Source organism: Peribacillus acanthi (assembly GCF_003073175.1).
Taxonomy (GTDB): domain Bacteria; phylum Bacillota; class Bacilli; order Bacillales; family DSM-1321; genus Bacillus_BN; species Bacillus_BN acanthi.
This window is the reverse complement of record NZ_QBBX01000002.1, coordinates 147,947-162,864: the sequence shown is the minus strand read 5'-3', so window position 1 is coordinate 162,864 and position 14,918 is coordinate 147,947. Positions and strand designations below refer to the sequence as shown.

Sequence of the window (14,918 nt, the reverse complement as noted above, 5' to 3'; positions counted from 1 at the left end):
TAACAATCACCAGATCGCCTTCTAATATTTTTCCATTTACCTCTATAGCATTAACCATATTATCTGAAAAGAGTAGCTTTGCATCACCCTCAATAAAAATTACTCCATAAGCTTTAGCCACTTTAATAAGTGAGGTTCTCAGTGCTCTCCCATTAACACGTCCAGCTCCGCTGATGTGAACAGCACTGTACGAATCAGATAATGGTGGAAATAATGCCTGGGTTTCGCTAGCTGTCAAACGAGTGATTTCACCGATTTCTGGGGCATCTACTCTCCGTAATAATGCCCTTTCTTCCAATTTATCTAATTTACCTTCATCGTTATGCAGGCAGAGGGCTCCAACCTGTTGATATCCAGTATCGATTTCTCCTTCAGCTTCCAATTCCTTTATTAATAAGGGATAATATTTGGCTCCTCCTTTTGCAAGGTGATACCAAGCTTTATTCCTTCTTTGAGAAACCCATGGACAAATGATTCCTGCAGCTGCATCAGTTGCTTGGCCACTATCATTTCGATCAACTACCGTAACTTTTGCGCCGGTTTTGGCAAGGTGGTATGCAGTAGATGCACCAAGAATTCCCGCTCCGACTACAATAAAAGATTTCATTATTACACCTTTTTCTTTTTTCATGGTTTATGCAGTTATTTTACAAGACAATTAAGGAAGACACAATGAAGCGAGATATGGTGAAAATCAAAAGGGGAAACAATATTTTTTCTAAATAGTCTAACTATTTCTTTATGGAAAATGTTATAAATCTGGTTTATGATTAAACTATTGAAATATAGGTGGTGGTTCATTGATTCTATTAGATTACATAATCAATCTTTCCATTTTTTCATTGTTGGTGAGCACACCATTAGTGATTCGCTCTTTTACCAATCAACAACCATTAAAGCATTTCCGACTTTGGGTCAGCATTTATGCAGGACTTGTGTCAATTATTCTCGTTTTATTGGCGTTTGATAAACAAGGCTACACCTACGACATCCGCTATGCTCCAGTCATACTAGTGTTTGCTTATCTTGGACCAATACCTGGACTTGTTACAGGTGCTTTTGCATTATTAATTAGATTGCTTAGTGCTGGAAACTGGATTCCTGCTATTGTTGGTTGGGGAGTTATCATGTTGGTGTTCTCCATTTTGTATCTGTATATCCAACGGTTTTCTTCTATAAAAAAATGCATAATATTATTTTGTTCTTATATCTTTATTTATATTATTACGATCCCATACGCATTTAATATTTTTAGAGATAGTCCCTTATTCCATTTCCAATATCTGTTATTTGTCATGTTAGGAGTTATTATTGGTGCATTATTAATAGAGTCTAATCAAAAGGTATATAGAATGAATGAGATTCTATCGAATACTTCTAAGATGTTAGAAACATCAAAAAATGAACTGAAACACACTTTAGATGAGCTAACAGCAAGTGAATTCAAATATAGACTTATCGCAGAGAATACATCTGACCTCATAATGGTCATCGAAAAGGGAAAATTCTTTAGCTATTTCTCTCCTTCTCATGAAGCTGTACTTGGATATCGAGAATCAGAATTAAAAGGTAGTAAATTTTGTAACCTTTTACACCCTGACGATATGGACATGTTTGAAAATACCATTCAAAAATTGTTTGACAGTAAAGATTCACAATCTATCGAATGCCGCTTTAAGCACAAAGAAAACCATTGGATTTATGTTGAATCTCGCTGTATGTCTGTATTTGGCGAAAATCAAATCATCGAACACGTTGTAATCATTAGTAGGGACATTTCTGAGAGAAAAAAATCAGAAGAATTCCTGTTACAATCGGAAAAATTATCGATTGTCGGGGAGTTAGCTGCTGGTGTGGCCCATGAGATTAGAAATCCTCTTACAACGATTAAAGGATTTGTCCAGCTCTATAAAGCTGAGGATAGGTCCATCTGGTTTACAGATTTACTTTTAAGTGAGCTTGAGCGCATAGAGACCATCACAAGTGAACTACTATCGTTAGGTAAACCTCAAGCGATTCAACTAAACCGAGAAGACTTACGGGCATTGCTTGAAAATACACTGGATCTCTTACTACCTCAGGCACATATGAGTGGAATACAATTCAAACGAATGTTTGAAGATACTTCATTTCCTATTATTTGTGAGAAGAACCAGTTAAGACAGGTTTTTCTTAACATACTTAAGAATGCCATTGAGTCGATGCAAAATGGTGGAGAAATTTTAATAGATCTTCAAAAGGGCAAAGAACACGAATGCATTATTACTATCCAAGATTCTGGTTGTGGTATCCCTGAAGAAATTCTTCCTCGTCTAGGAGAACCTTTTTATACACTTAAAGAAAAAGGAACAGGACTTGGGTTAATGATCTGCAATAAAATCATCAAACAACATAATGGAAGTATTACTTACAAAAGCAAGCTTAAAGAAGGTACAGTGGTTGAAATAACCTTGCCTTTATGTAATTGAATGAAAAAGATGTGCTACATTTAATGAGAGCACATCTTTTTATTTTGTCTTTTCATTTAAATAGTAAATAAAACCTTCTCGATGTCCTTCATGAGCGATAATTTTCCGTACATAATAAGGATCACTTAATAACCCATGTTTCTTTTCTTGTTCTATGAAAGATTTAAATGTTTGATTTTGGACAAGAGTTCTATACCATTCTTCCCTGTCCAATTCCCCCCAAGCTTCCTCAATACTAGGGTCCTTGATTTGTAATATGTATTTCCGGATAAAATCAAATATGATAGCCCCTAAGAGTAAACTCAGTAATAATAACATCATGAAATTCCACTCCCTCAACCTTTTAAAAGATACAGGTAAAATCTTAACTTTGCAAAAAAAAGGATGAGTTGTTTAACCCATTAATATGGAGTAATTTAAATTTAGTTAACATAATAATTTTATAGTTACTACAATTGAGGTAATTTACTTAATGAACTTAATGCCAAAGTCAATATAAATTCCAAATAAGCCAGCCATTAAACAAAGGGACACGACTATTAATAAAGGGATAATTTTCATGAATTTTTTCATAATTATAGTATGAGCCATTTGCTAATTCCTTATAACTTATACTATTTTATATTTTCTTTTTAAAGCTGATTTATGACTATTTCTTTCTCAATATTCTGTTCTTCAAGCCAATCCTTACAAACATCCACCCAACCTATGGCTTCTGAATACTCATAAATTTCTTCTAAATTTAATTCAATTGCTGAATTTTTGCTGCCACACGCAGGAAATAGGGTTTCAAATCTTTTCATCGACACATCTAAATAGACATTTAAAGGATTCTTTAATCCAAAAGGGCAAACACCACCAATGGCATGTCCGGTTTGTTCTAGTACTTCATCAGGAGAAAGCATGCGTGCCTTATATCCCAAAGTGTTGCGGAACTTTTTATTATCAATCTTGGCATCGCCAGCAGCGACAATCAAAATGGCAGAGTCTCCTTCTCCTCTAAAAGATAGTGTTTTTGCAATTCTTGCAGGAATGACACCTATGATATCGGCTGCTTGTTCAACAGTAGCACTGAGCCGATCAAATTCCATAATATCCTTATCACGATTCCACCTTGTTAAATATGCTCGAACACTTTCAATTGACATGTCTACCTATCCTTTCCATTAAAAATCAGAAATTCCATTTATATAGATGTAACCATTCCACCATCAACTAACAATGAGCTTCCGGTAATATAAGTACTAGCATCAGAAACAAGGAAAGTCACTATTTTAGCAAATTCTTCTGGAGTACCATATCTTCCTAATGGAATAGCTTGTTTTGCTTTTGAAGCTGCTTCTTCTAGAGAAATTCCTTGTTTATCTGCATTCATTTGATCAAGATGCTTTGTCCTGTCTGTTTCTATTCTACCTGGTCCCACCGTGTTAATGAGGATATTATATGGTGCCAACTCCACAGAAAGTGTTTTCGTTAGGCCGACGATCCCTAATCGGAATGTGTTGGATAGGATGAGTCCTGGAATCGGCTGTTTAATGGAAGAGGAAGCAATATTAATAATCCTTCCACCTTCCTTTTTTAGGTAAGGGATGACTTCACGGATGATTCGGATGTAGCTGAGGAGGTTCAATTCGAATGCTTTTTGCCAATCTTCATCGGTCATGTCTTCGAATTTCCCTGCTGGTGGCCCACCTGCATTATTAATCAATATATCGATTTTCCCAAAGGTTTCTTGAGTATATTGAACCAATGATTGAATCTCTTCCAACTTCGTAATATCGGCTCGATAATAGGCTACATTTCCTACTCCCAAATTCTGAATTTCACTTTGTACTCTTTGAAGTTTCTCCTCGTCCCGACTTGTAATCATAACATTCACACCTTCTTCAGCCAGCTGTTTTGCAACAGCTTTACCGAGCCCTTGACTTGATGCGATGACAAGAGCGGTTTTTCCTTTTAGGTTCAAATCCATAATTATTCCCCTTTTCAATGAAAAAATCCCCTATGAATCAGGGGTCTTCTCTTATATATCTAGAATTGTTTTTTCTAAAACCTTTTAACTAATAATACCCTGTTGTCTTAACAGTTCTACTTCATTTCCTGAATAACCTACTTCATTCAAGATTTCTTCATTATGTTGACCAAGGATAGGCGCTGATTTGATTATCTTCCCTGGAGTTTTAGAAAATTTTGCAGGAAAACCAAGTGTTTGAATGGTCCCTGCAACGGGGTGTTCACTGGATAGGACCATCTCTCTCGCTAAAATATGAGGATCTTTCATCGTTTGGTCATACGAATAAATAGGACCTGAAGGGATCTCGTATTTTTCCAATAATTCTAACCAATAATTTGAAGGGTTAGTCACTAAGATGGATTCTATTTCCTTTTCTAATTGTGTCACATGTTCATTTCGGAGACTATTGGTTAAAAAACGAGTGTCATGAATCCATTCTGGCTTTTCAAGGACGTGTATACAAAATTTCTCCCACAATTTTTGATTGGCGGCACCAATTAAAATAGACCCGTCCTTCGTTTGGAATCCTTGGTACGGTGCAGACACCCTATGTGCTGTTCCGTTCCTTTGTGGCACTTCCCCTTTGCCAAAATAAGCTGCAGCTTCCCATACCGTCCATGCTAAGGCTGAATCCACTAAGGATACGTCAATATATTGACCTATTCCACTTTTGAGACGATGGATATATGCCATTAATATAGATTGGATAGCAGTTTGGGCTGCTGCGATGTCATGGATGGCAATTCCTACCTTAACTGGTTTACCATCTCTCTCCCCAGTCATATCCATGATACCGGACATGCCTTGGGCCATGATATCAAATCCACCCTTTTGATGATAGGGTCCAGTTTGACCGTATCCAGAAATAGAACAATAAATCAGGCTTGAATTCAATTCCTTTAACGCTTCATAATCAATGCCTAGTTTTTTTGTAACACCTGGACGAAAATTTTCGATAAAGACATCAGCAGTTCTAATTAATTCAAATAAAATCTCTTTACCTGCCTCATCTTGTAGGTTAAGGCACATCCCTCTTTTATTGCGGTTGACCATCATATACATATAGCTTTCTTCATCTATATATGGCCCCATTCTTCTTGTATCATCACCATGGGGAAATCTTTCAATTTTAATGACATCAGCCCCCATATCACCTAAGACCATCGTAGTGTAAGGCCCGGCTAATATTTGAGTGAGGTCAATGATTTTCATTCCTTCTAGAGCTTGAATCATCACTATTAAACTCCTTTTTACAGATGCAAACTATGAATGAACGATATTACTTGTAGTTAAATCCTTTACATTTGAAGCTCCAGCAAGAGATAGTGAAACGATAGTGTCTTGTATATAATTTGAAATAACTTTTTCAACACCTGCTTGACCACCGATTGCTAAACCATATACAAAGGGTCTTCCGATAAAGACTGCTTCAGCTCCTTGGGCTAATGCTTTAATAATATCTGAACCTCTACGGATACCACTATCAAACAAAACTGGAACTCTCCCATTTACGGATCGTACGATATGAGGGAGTGCATCAATGGCTGAAATTACACCATCAAGCTGTCTTCCACCATGATTCGAGACAATGATTCCATCTACTCCATTTTCTATAGCGAGTAATGCATCTTCAGGATGTAAAATCCCTTTTAGTAAGATGGGTAAATTCGTTACTTCCTTTAGTTTAGCGACATGCTCCCAATTTAATGAAGGGTGTAGGACATTTTGTAAAATGCCTTGAATGATTGATTCTTCATCCCTGTTTGGAATTGAATTTAAAAATACTGGATCCGTTTCATAATTTGCCTTACCAAAACCAAGCTTTAATGGAGAAAACCGATTCCGCATATCCTCTTCTCGCCAGCCTAGCATCACCGTATCAACGGTTAAAATGATTGCTTCATAGCCTGCTCTTTCAGCGCGTTTAACCATACTAAATGAAATTTCCTCATTATTTGACCAGTACAACTGAAACCATTTCGGGCTATTAGGAGTTGCTTCTGTAATTTCCTCTATGGAGTAGCTAGATACTGTACTTTGAACAAAAGGTACTTGATGACAGGCGGCAGCTTTCGCTACTGCAAGATCCCCTTCTTCATGTGCTAGCTTCAGCATCCCAACCGGTGCCAGTAAAAATGGTTGAGGATATGTACGGCCAAATAATGTAATAGTAGTATCCAATTTAGAAACATCTCGAAGGACCCTTGGTATGATGGAAAGCTTTGCAAGTGACTCTTGGTTTTTTCTTAATGTTTGCTCCCCACCTGCTCCAGAACGCACATAGCCAAATCCGACTTGGGTCATTTTTTGACTTGCTTGTTGTTCTAATTCTTCAAAAGAAATCGGAAAGTATTCACCAGAGCTTATATTTTGAATTAATGCATCTTTTCCTATTGAAGTAGCCATTGTTAATCCTTTCTTTACACAAATTTTGGTTTTCTTTTTTCTAGGAAAGCAGCAATACCTTCTTTATAGTCGTCTGAATGAAAGGAATCCAAAATAAGTTGTGCGATGTATTCATTTTCTTCCTGCTCCCCATCCAAAATTGCTTGCACGACCTTCTTGATTCCAGTTGTTGAAACGGAAGATCTTTCTGCGATAGACAGTGCGAATTTTTGCGTTTCACTATGAATATCTGGAGAATGGTAGACATAATCAACTAATCCAATTTCCTTACCCTCAGATGCGCTTAGTAATTTTCCTGTAAACAATAACTCTTTTGTTTTGGAAGCTCCAATTACATCTAGAAGTCTTTTTGTACTGGATAAGTTATATACAATTCCAAGCTTTGAAGCGGTTATCCCAAGTAAACTATTTTCTGCAGCAATTCGGAAATCACAAGCCAAAGCCAGTTCAAGGCCACCACCAATTGCTAGACCTTGTATTTGGGCAATCGTTGGGATATCACAGCGATAAAGTCTATCGATGGACTGTAGAGTTATAATATTATATTCATTAGCTTTTTTCTCAGAAAATCGTAGTTCTAGAAACTCACTTATATCAGCACCAGCAGCAAAGGAAGTTTCATCTACTCCTTTGATAATCAATACTCTGATAGTTGGATCATTTTCTATTTCTTCTATTAATATAGGAAGCTTTCTAAACATGTCTAAAGAAAAAGCGTTCTTTTTATGTGGACGGTTAATGATAATAGATGCAGTCGCACCATCCTTTTCCCAATATAGCTCATTTGTCATGATGGCACCTACCTTTGGTTAGTCTTTCTTCAATTGTGCAGCAAGCTTATTGCCTAGTGTTTGGATGCATTGCACAAGGATGATGAGGATTAATACTGTTGCATACATAACATCTACTTCATAACGTAAATGTCCAAAACGATAGGCTAAATCTCCAAGCCCCCCTGCACCGACAAGTCCTGCCATGGCAGTAGCTCCAATCAAGCTAACTGTTGCTATTGTCAATCCTAGAATGATAGAGGGTCTGGCTTCACGAAGCATGACATTCCAAATAATTTTTCTTGTAGTTATTCCCATTGCTTTATATGCTTCGATTACACCTTTATCCACTTCTAATAAGGACGATTCCATTAATCTTGAAATATAGGGGGCCGTATAAATGACAAGAGGCACTATGACTCCCTTAACCCCAATTGTCGTTCCAACTAAAAACTTCGTAAAAGGCAAAATAAAAAATAGTAAGATGATAAAAGGTACAGAGCGAATAATATTGATAATTAAATTAAGTCCTTGGTATAACCACCTATTTTCAAGTGATTGCCCTGGTCTAGATAAAACTAAAAAAATGCCAAGTGGGACTCCCAACAGAACCGAAAACAGAAGGGAAACACCTACCATTTGAAATGTTTCAATTAATGATTCGCCAATAATGGGAAGCCATTGTTCAAAAAAACCTTCAGAATTCAACATGTTTTATCCCTCCACTTCCTCAACAGTTACTCCATGATTCTCCAAGAAACGTATTGATGCTTCAATTTCTTTTTGATCTCCTGTCAGATGAATCACAAGATTTCCAACTATTCCATTCTTTAACTCTATGATGTTAGCAGTTAATATATTGGGATTAACCTGAAATTGCTTACTTACTGTAGCTAATAATGGCTGCCCGGTAGATTTCCCTACAAAAGTAAGCCTAACGACTGTCCCGCTGATTCTTAGCTGTTGAATTAACGATAGTGAAAGCTTTCGTTGTGAAATGGTATTTAAAAACTTTTTGGTCGTTTCTTGTTTTGGTTTAGTAAACAATTCAATGGCGGATCCTTGTTCTACGATTGATCCATTCTCCATTACATACACGTAGTCACAGATTTTTTGAATTACATTCATTTCATGCGTGATTAATAAGATGGTAATTCCTAATTCTTTATTAATCTTTAATAACAAATCTAAGATCGAATCCGTTGTTTCAGGATCAAGTGCGCTCGTTGCTTCATCGCTAAGTAAAATCTCTGGCTCTTGTGCTAGTGCCCTAGCAATCGCAACTCGTTGTTTTTGTCCTCCAGATAATTGACTTGGATAGGCTTTTTCTTTGTCAGAAAGACCAACTATCTCTAAATACTTAACTACTCGATTATGTATTTCACTTTTATCAACGCCTATTAATTTTAAAGGTAAGGCAATATTGTCATAGACTGTCGCTGTTTTTAGAAGATTGAATCCTTGGAATATCATTCCGATTTTTTTTCTCGTCTCACTAAGCTTAGCAGCTGATAAGGAGGTTACATCCTCTCCATTTATCAAAATGCTACCTTGAGTTGGCTTTTCTAGGAGATTAACACATCGAATCAATGTACTTTTACCTGCACCACTATATCCAATAACACCGTGTATTTCTCCTTTTTTCACACGAAGGTTCACATCTGTTACTGCTTGAATAATTCCTTTCTTAGATCCAAATTGTTTCGAAACATTTTTCAATTCAATCATGGTTTCACTTCCCTTCTTGGATAGGGATCAGACCCCACTTAATTTACTAAGTGAGGCCCAACCAGCTCAAGTTAATTATCCCAGCTTGGAATGACTGAACCTCCAAACTCTTCCTCGATAAACTTTTTAACTGGTTCTGACTGATAAGCTTTTCTTAATTTTTCAAGGACTGGATTTTTCTCATTCTCTGCTCTAACGACTAGGAAATTGACATAAGGTGAATCAGTAGATTCTAAAGCAATTGAATCCTTCTTTGGACTTAATCCTGCTTCCAAGGCAAAGTTTGTGTTGATAGCAGCTGCGTCTAATTCAGTCAATTGCTTTGGAATTTGCGCTGCATCCAATTCAATGAATTCGATTTCTTTAGGATTTTCAGCTAGGTCATGGATTGAAGCTGTTTCTCGCTTATCTTCTTTGATTTTGATTAAGCCAGCTTCTTCAAAAACGAAAAGTGCACGTGATCCGTTTGTTGGGTCATTTGGCAAGCCTACTTTAGCTCCCTTTGGAAGGTCATCCAGGCTTTTGAATTCATTGGAATAAACGCCCATCGGGTTAAGAATTGTTTTACCAACAGTAACTAGGTTGGTTTTGTGATCCTTATTAAATTGATCTAAGAAAGGCTTATGTTGATAACTATTTACATCTAATTCACCTTCAGCCAATGCTGTATTTGGAACGATATAATCTGAGAATACTTTCAATTCAAGCTCCAAACCATCTTTAGCAGCTACTTCCTTTACCTTCTCAACAATTTGTTCATGTGGTCCAGCAGTTACACCAATGATTAGCTTTTTGTCATTTAGTTGTTTTCCTCCATCACCAGAAGCTTCGTCACTACCACAACCTGTCAATACACCAATTAATAAAAGTAAAGATAATAATAATGCCCATTTTTTCATCGAAATCTTCCTCTCTAGTTTGGTAAAATTTTTAAAAACAAACTATGTAAAACAAAAAACCTCCCTTCCAAAAAATGAAAGAGAGGCTTAATAAACACAATGAGTGTTCGTCCTCTCTTATCTTTCAAAACAAAAATGTTTTGCAGGATTTAGCACCTTTTCATGTAAATACATGAACGGTTGCCGAGCTTCATCGGGCCAGTCCCTCCGCTACTCTTGATAAGAGAAATCAAAATATTAAGTTGTTAAAAACTTATAAACGTAAAATTACAGGATATTTTTCCAAATGTCAAACATTTATTAAAAATTTTACTAATCTATTTTTTAGTCATATAATTTGTTCCAATCTGCTAATATTGCAAATTTATAGAAAAAGGGATGAAATTATGACTAAAAATATTAGAGCTCATTATGCTACTGGCTTAGCTGGTAAAATCGTTGCAGCAAGGCTATTGCCTGGCACTGATTTGCTAACAGGCATTGAGGAAATTTGTAAGGAAAACAATATTCAATTTGGGTCTATTACTAATTGTTTTGGCAGCCTTCAAAGAACCGGTTTTTTTTATTTGATTCCCAAACCTGATAGCTCAGTAGGCGTGGGCTACGGGGATTTAAAAGTTGTTGAAGGACCCATAGAATTTTTAAATGGGACTGGTGTGGTTTGTCAGAGGGATAATCAGTATGAACTGCATGTTCATGGAACCATGTGTGATAAAGAAGGAATAGTTTTTGGGGGACATTTAGTTAAGGGAGAGAACCCTGTTTTAACGGTAGACCTGTTAATTACGGAGATTAAAGAAATGGACCTTTTCAGGAAATTCGATGAAGAGACTGGTGGTAATCAGTTTTATCCAGTAAAAAAAGGAGAGCCATTGACTACGGTTTTTGAGAAATGACCCATCATTAGAAGGAAGGCATTGGTTTATCGGCTGAAAATGTAATTTTATCGTCCCAATTATTTAACGGCGGAAACTTCCGTTTAATCGGCCAAATACAAGGGTTTAAAGGCAAAACGACATGTTACGACAGTGATCTAAACAAAAAAGAGTGCACATGTTGCACTCTTTGATTAATCATACTCATACAGTGTGTCTGACAAGCTACCATCTTTTTGATAGATTTTCAAAATACCATTGTGTTCATTTACATACGACTTTGCCTTTTCAAGCAACGATTGTTTCGTTTCCTCAATGTAAATTGCCCTCTTTCCATCTTCCTTTTTTAACTGCCAGCCGTTTTCATGAGTTTCAACATGATATACTTCCTGCTGTTTGCTACCACCAACATACTCACGGGCCTTTTCCATTGCGATTGGGATAGCTCTTCCTTCTTCATAACCATCCCTTAACAGGGCATTTGCTATTTCAATCGCTTTATTCCTTACCTGTGTATCCATATTTTTAAATGAATCTGGATAATCGTTTTTTGTCCAAGGCAAGATTATTCCCTCCTTAATTTTCACATTCCCTTTTTAGAATAAATAAAACTATTATTTCATTTCCTTTTTCTAGGAAGAGTTGATAAAATAAGAACATACATTCTTATTCGAGGTGAATCATATATGTACATAGGGATAGCCAACCCGTCATATTCAGAGGATATTGTTTCATTTTTATCTTCAAATTTAAATTCAACAAATTCTGGGTTATATAATCAAGAATTTCTCTGCCCTGATGGGGTTAGATCCTCCATTCGAAGAAAACAAATGTTAGTTGTTCTGAAAGGAAATGACGTGGTAGGTGCGGTCCGTTTCTATCCGAAGAAATCTACGCATACGATCTCACTTTATCAATTTGCTATTAGGGAAGATTTTCGAGGCCAAGGAATCTTAGAAAAAATGTTAATAACACTTAATATTGCTCCACTACATGCTTTGTGTCCTGTTAATACAGGATTTAATGAATTCTTTCGTAAAACTGGGTGGGAGTTAGGTGATGTTGGAGGAAAGTTCAATACATGGATTTTTAATAAGGGCTCTGTCTGTTAAAGTAAAATGTTGATATATTATATTTATATTTTTCTGAAAATTTAAAGTACAAGCATAAAATTTCATCCTTTCATAACTTATAGTAAAAGTATGAAAGGAAGTAATATCTATATGGGCAACGATAAAAAAAAGAATCATCATTGTAAATGTGAGGGTGGATTCAAATTGGAGGTTAATTGCAATTGTTCACCATCATCACAAAGTGCGTTTGGTTCACTATATGGAGATCGTACCTTTAAGGCAACTTCTCCAATTCCGCTTGTAGTCGATTTTACTATTGCAGGTCCATTTCTATTAACAGTCCCTGATACAGTTACAAATACCATTACTGTTACGAATGCTGGGATCTATGAGATTTCTTATGATATACAATTAATAAATCAATCAGGGGGAACAGCAAATAATACCTTTACATTACAAAAAGGTCCTGTATTTATTGATATCCCTGAATCAAATGCAGAGTTAATTTCTGATGATCAAGTGTCAGCAATAGGTAGAACTGTACAAGTAGCACTGATTGCTGGTCAACAAATAAGGCTGGTAATTATCGGAAGTGATGGCGTACATCAATACTATTTACCAGCATTAACTGTCAAGCGCATCGGCTAGCAATAGGTATAGGTCAGGAAAATACTTGCATAAAACACTCAAAGTTTATAATTTCTCCTAGATAAATAAGAAAATAAATAAGAGCGGTTATCTCCCAGATCAGAGTATACCCGCTCTTTATGTTTCTCTTGATTTAATTTTTCCTTTTTTGTCTTAGTCTTTCTTGTTGTCATATCAGAGAAGGTAAAAGAGCTTCGGCTTGCTTCTAGATTACGATTACCTTCTCTCACCCATTTTTGTCTATGCTTCTTTGCTTTAGACTTTGCCATTTTATTCACTCCTTAAAATCCTTATTCTACTCTACATTGATTGATCTGGACTGCTCTTTTTTAGTAGGAATTCTTTGTAACTATAAGAATCCTAAAAAAGGGCTTCATTAGAGCCCTTTTGGGATTATTACTACTATATGCTGAAATCGCAATCCGTACATTCAGTCTTCGCAATAACTTGTTGGTTTTTACCTTGTTTTTTAGCCACGTACAATGCTTGGTCTGCAGCCTTTTTCAGTGAATCTACAGAATTACCATGTTGTGGATAAAACGCAACACCAGAACTGAAAGTGACAAAGATTTGGTTGTTATTAATTTTCACAGGGTTTTCCATATAGAATTGTTTTAATTTTTCATATATTACATTGATAATGGACTGCTCTTGTTCTCTGATAATAATTAAGAATTCATCCCCTGCGTATCGATATCCCTTGATAAATTCGTTACTAATGCTTTCAATTCCACTGGCAAACACTTTCAGATATAAATCTCCAGCATCATGACCATAATTATCATTTACTTTCTTTAAATTGTCAGAGTCTAACATGATAAGCATCATATCATGGTTTTCTTCCTCAATATATTTAGCTAATTCAGTATGGAAAGCTCGTTGATTTTTTAATCCTGTGAGCTCATCTGTCTGTGACATGGTATAGATTTTGTCATATAATCTAGCGGTTTCTATTGAATTAATCACCTGAGACCCAATGATTTGCAATAATTCTTCATGCTCTTTTCTATATGCAAAAGCTTTAAGGCTTTGAGCAGAGATGACGCCTTTAATATGATCATCAATGATGATGGGAACAAAAATACAGGAACTAGTATTGTTTACACCCAAGTAAGCATCGTATTCGTTTAATTCACTCGCTTGATTTTTATGTACAATTTTTCTTGATTTTATAACCTTGGATGTAAAATTATCTCCGAATTCAATATCGGTTTCAGGATGAATCTCACCATTTTCAGCCAGAAAAATTAAATGAATACGAGTGTCTCCTTCGTTGTATAATGCAATGAAAAAGGAATCTGTGGGCAATACTTGAGAGACCATTTCAAAGGCATTTTTTAATAGTGTTTTTTCATTTAATGTCTTGCTGCAAATTTGTCCGAATTCATGTAGAATCTTATAGTGTTTATTCAGCCAACTCATGTTTTCCATTTGAGAATTAATAGAATGTAGCTGTTCGAAAATGGATTCAACAACCTCTTTAGTTTCCTTATTTTCAATATCATTAAAATAAGATTTATTAAACGAATTATATGAAGAGTTCCCAGACTGAATATCCTTTAACAGGTGGTTGATCATATTTAAGATTATTTGATTTCCAGAGCTAGTATATCCCACAATTATACCTCCTAAAAAAGAATACCTCTTCAGCAAATGAATAGTTCTTTTTAACTAATTTGGTTTGATTTAACCTAAAAAAAGACTAATCGATTACCGATTAATCTATAAAAAACAAAATTAATATCGGTAACTGGCTGGCATAGTCTCTTGACTTTAGCCCCTATAGCTTTGCGTCTTCATTTTTCAATGAATTTGCCTTTTTCTCATATTTAATTTGAACTATGTATTTACATATTATACTAAATATATAGTTCTTTTTATTCATAGTCAAATATAATTACAAAATTTCCAATATTTAAATATTGTTAAATTTGTTATTTTGTGTTTAATGAGTTTCTCCTCCAACCTCGACAATATCCTTTTCCTGTGTAATAGCTGAATGAATGGCCAATTCAAGGCCTTTTACGATTGTATCAA

General features: G+C 35.7%; 17 protein-coding genes, 1 pseudogene and 2 riboswitches. Of the genes and pseudogenes, 4 read left to right on the top strand and 14 right to left on the bottom strand.

Annotated elements, in window-relative coordinates; translation table 11 throughout:
- A partial coding sequence (locus DBX25_RS21105; RefSeq protein ID WP_240620124.1) for an NAD(P)/FAD-dependent oxidoreductase occupies nucleotides 1-607 on the bottom strand: 607 nt, incomplete at its 3' end.
- Between the two features lie 193 nt (nucleotides 608-800).
- Between DBX25_RS21105 and DBX25_RS02535 the strand changes: the two genes are divergently transcribed.
- Nucleotides 801-2,468, top strand: a complete 1,668-nt coding sequence (locus DBX25_RS02535; protein WP_108669201.1) for an ATP-binding protein — start codon at nucleotides 801-803, stop codon at nucleotides 2,466-2,468.
- Nucleotides 2,469-2,507: 39 nt separating this feature from the next.
- Here the strand turns inward: DBX25_RS02535 and DBX25_RS02530 are convergent, their stop codons facing one another.
- The 9 genes from DBX25_RS02530 to DBX25_RS02490 all read right to left on the bottom strand — a co-directional run bounded on the left by DBX25_RS02530 (nucleotide 2,508) and on the right by DBX25_RS02490 (nucleotide 10,285).
- Nucleotides 2,508-2,789, bottom strand: a complete 282-nt coding sequence (locus DBX25_RS02530) for a hypothetical protein (RefSeq protein WP_108669200.1) — start codon at nucleotides 2,787-2,789, stop codon at nucleotides 2,508-2,510.
- A gap of 311 nt (nucleotides 2,790-3,100) precedes the next feature.
- Entirely contained in the window at nucleotides 3,101-3,616 is a 516-nt protein-coding gene (locus tag DBX25_RS02525; protein ID WP_108669199.1) for a YbaK/EbsC family protein, read from the bottom strand.
- Nucleotides 3,617-3,654: 38 nt separating this feature from the next.
- Nucleotides 3,655-4,440, bottom strand: a complete 786-nt coding sequence (locus DBX25_RS02520; RefSeq protein WP_108669198.1) for an SDR family oxidoreductase — start codon at nucleotides 4,438-4,440, stop codon at nucleotides 3,655-3,657.
- A gap of 84 nt (nucleotides 4,441-4,524) precedes the next feature.
- On the bottom strand, nucleotides 4,525-5,715 hold the full coding sequence (locus DBX25_RS02515) for a CaiB/BaiF CoA transferase family protein (RefSeq protein ID WP_108669197.1): 1,191 nt from the start codon (nucleotides 5,713-5,715) through the stop codon (nucleotides 4,525-4,527).
- 30 nt (nucleotides 5,716-5,745) lie between these two features.
- Complete coding sequence (locus DBX25_RS02510) at nucleotides 5,746-6,888, bottom strand: alpha-hydroxy acid oxidase (RefSeq protein ID WP_108669196.1); 1,143 nt, start codon at nucleotides 6,886-6,888, stop codon at nucleotides 5,746-5,748.
- Nucleotides 6,889-6,902: 14 nt separating this feature from the next.
- Nucleotides 6,903-7,679, bottom strand: a complete 777-nt coding sequence (locus DBX25_RS02505; protein WP_108669195.1) for an enoyl-CoA hydratase/isomerase family protein — start codon at nucleotides 7,677-7,679, stop codon at nucleotides 6,903-6,905.
- Nucleotides 7,680-7,697: 18 nt separating this feature from the next.
- Nucleotides 7,698-8,369, bottom strand: coding sequence for a methionine ABC transporter permease (locus tag DBX25_RS02500; protein ID WP_420812893.1), 672 nt, complete (start codon nucleotides 8,367-8,369; stop codon nucleotides 7,698-7,700).
- Nucleotides 8,370-8,372: 3 nt separating this feature from the next.
- A complete protein-coding gene (locus tag DBX25_RS02495) occupies nucleotides 8,373-9,386 on the bottom strand; it encodes a methionine ABC transporter ATP-binding protein (RefSeq protein WP_108669194.1) in 1,014 nt (337 codons plus the stop codon).
- A 71-nt stretch (nucleotides 9,387-9,457) separates the two neighbouring features.
- Entirely contained in the window at nucleotides 9,458-10,285 is an 828-nt protein-coding gene (locus DBX25_RS02490; RefSeq protein ID WP_108669193.1) for a MetQ/NlpA family ABC transporter substrate-binding protein, read from the bottom strand.
- A 114-nt stretch (nucleotides 10,286-10,399) separates the two neighbouring features.
- A riboswitch (SAM riboswitch) is annotated at nucleotides 10,400-10,511 on the bottom strand.
- 160 nt (nucleotides 10,512-10,671) lie between these two features.
- Here DBX25_RS02490 and DBX25_RS02485 point away from each other — a divergent pair.
- The gene (locus tag DBX25_RS02485; protein ID WP_108669345.1) at nucleotides 10,672-11,181 is read left to right on the top strand and encodes a PPC domain-containing DNA-binding protein; all 510 of its coding nucleotides are present in this window, start codon (nucleotides 10,672-10,674) and stop codon (nucleotides 11,179-11,181) included.
- Nucleotides 11,182-11,354: 173 nt separating this feature from the next.
- On the opposite strand, the gene DBX25_RS02480 is transcribed toward DBX25_RS02485, so the two are convergent.
- Nucleotides 11,355-11,723 (bottom strand): DUF2188 domain-containing protein, encoded by a 369-nt coding sequence (locus tag DBX25_RS02480; protein ID WP_108669192.1) that lies wholly within the window; start codon nucleotides 11,721-11,723, stop codon nucleotides 11,355-11,357.
- A gap of 123 nt (nucleotides 11,724-11,846) precedes the next feature.
- Between DBX25_RS02480 and DBX25_RS02475 the strand changes: the two genes are divergently transcribed.
- Nucleotides 11,847-12,272, top strand: coding sequence for a GNAT family N-acetyltransferase (locus DBX25_RS02475; RefSeq protein ID WP_108669191.1), 426 nt, complete (start codon nucleotides 11,847-11,849; stop codon nucleotides 12,270-12,272).
- Between the two features lie 165 nt (nucleotides 12,273-12,437).
- A complete protein-coding gene (locus DBX25_RS02470) occupies nucleotides 12,438-12,881 on the top strand; it encodes a hypothetical protein (protein ID WP_157950855.1) in 444 nt (147 codons plus the stop codon).
- Between the two features lie 38 nt (nucleotides 12,882-12,919).
- Here DBX25_RS02470 and DBX25_RS02465 read toward each other — a convergent pair whose 3' ends face one another.
- From DBX25_RS02465 to DBX25_RS21100, 3 genes and pseudogenes are all read right to left on the bottom strand, one after another.
- Nucleotides 12,920-13,150 (bottom strand): hypothetical protein, encoded by a 231-nt coding sequence (locus DBX25_RS02465; protein ID WP_108669189.1) that lies wholly within the window; start codon nucleotides 13,148-13,150, stop codon nucleotides 12,920-12,922.
- Nucleotides 13,151-13,283: 133 nt separating this feature from the next.
- Nucleotides 13,284-14,498 carry a sensor domain-containing diguanylate cyclase gene (locus DBX25_RS02460; RefSeq protein ID WP_108669188.1) on the bottom strand — a complete coding sequence of 405 codons (1,215 nt, stop codon included), beginning with the start codon at nucleotides 14,496-14,498 and terminating at the stop codon, nucleotides 13,284-13,286.
- A 125-nt stretch (nucleotides 14,499-14,623) separates the two neighbouring features.
- A riboswitch (cyclic di-GMP riboswitch) is annotated at nucleotides 14,624-14,708 on the bottom strand.
- A gap of 118 nt (nucleotides 14,709-14,826) precedes the next feature.
- Nucleotides 14,827-14,918 (bottom strand): annotated as a pseudogene (locus tag DBX25_RS21100) (pyroglutamyl-peptidase I); the annotation flags it as partial.

Bases quoted from the DNA above. Each gene is read 5' to 3' on its own strand.
- DBX25_RS02510 (WP_108669196.1), bottom strand. From the start codon at position 6,888: ATGGCTACTTCAATAGGAAAAGATGCATTAATTCAAAATATAAGCTCT.
- DBX25_RS02520 (WP_108669198.1), bottom strand. From the start codon at position 4,440: ATGGATTTGAACCTAAAAGGAAAAACCGCTCTTGTCATCGCATCAAGT.
- DBX25_RS02530 (WP_108669200.1), bottom strand. From the start codon at position 2,789: ATGATGTTATTATTACTGAGTTTACTCTTAGGGGCTATCATATTTGAT.
- DBX25_RS02500 (WP_420812893.1), bottom strand. From the start codon at position 8,369: ATGTTGAATTCTGAAGGTTTTTTTGAACAATGGCTTCCCATTATTGGC.
- DBX25_RS02495 (WP_108669194.1), bottom strand. From the start codon at position 9,386: ATGATTGAATTGAAAAATGTTTCGAAACAATTTGGATCTAAGAAAGGA.
- DBX25_RS02490 (WP_108669193.1), bottom strand. From the start codon at position 10,285: ATGAAAAAATGGGCATTATTATTATCTTTACTTTTATTAATTGGTGTA.
- DBX25_RS02525 (WP_108669199.1), bottom strand. From the start codon at position 3,616: ATGTCAATTGAAAGTGTTCGAGCATATTTAACAAGGTGGAATCGTGAT.
- DBX25_RS02485 (WP_108669345.1), top strand. From the start codon at position 10,672: ATGACTAAAAATATTAGAGCTCATTATGCTACTGGCTTAGCTGGTAAA.
- DBX25_RS02515 (WP_108669197.1), bottom strand. From the start codon at position 5,715: ATGATTCAAGCTCTAGAAGGAATGAAAATCATTGACCTCACTCAAATA.
- DBX25_RS02475 (WP_108669191.1), top strand. From the start codon at position 11,847: ATGTACATAGGGATAGCCAACCCGTCATATTCAGAGGATATTGTTTCA.
- DBX25_RS02505 (WP_108669195.1), bottom strand. From the start codon at position 7,679: ATGACAAATGAGCTATATTGGGAAAAGGATGGTGCGACTGCATCTATT.
- DBX25_RS02465 (WP_108669189.1), bottom strand. From the start codon at position 13,150: ATGGCAAAGTCTAAAGCAAAGAAGCATAGACAAAAATGGGTGAGAGAA.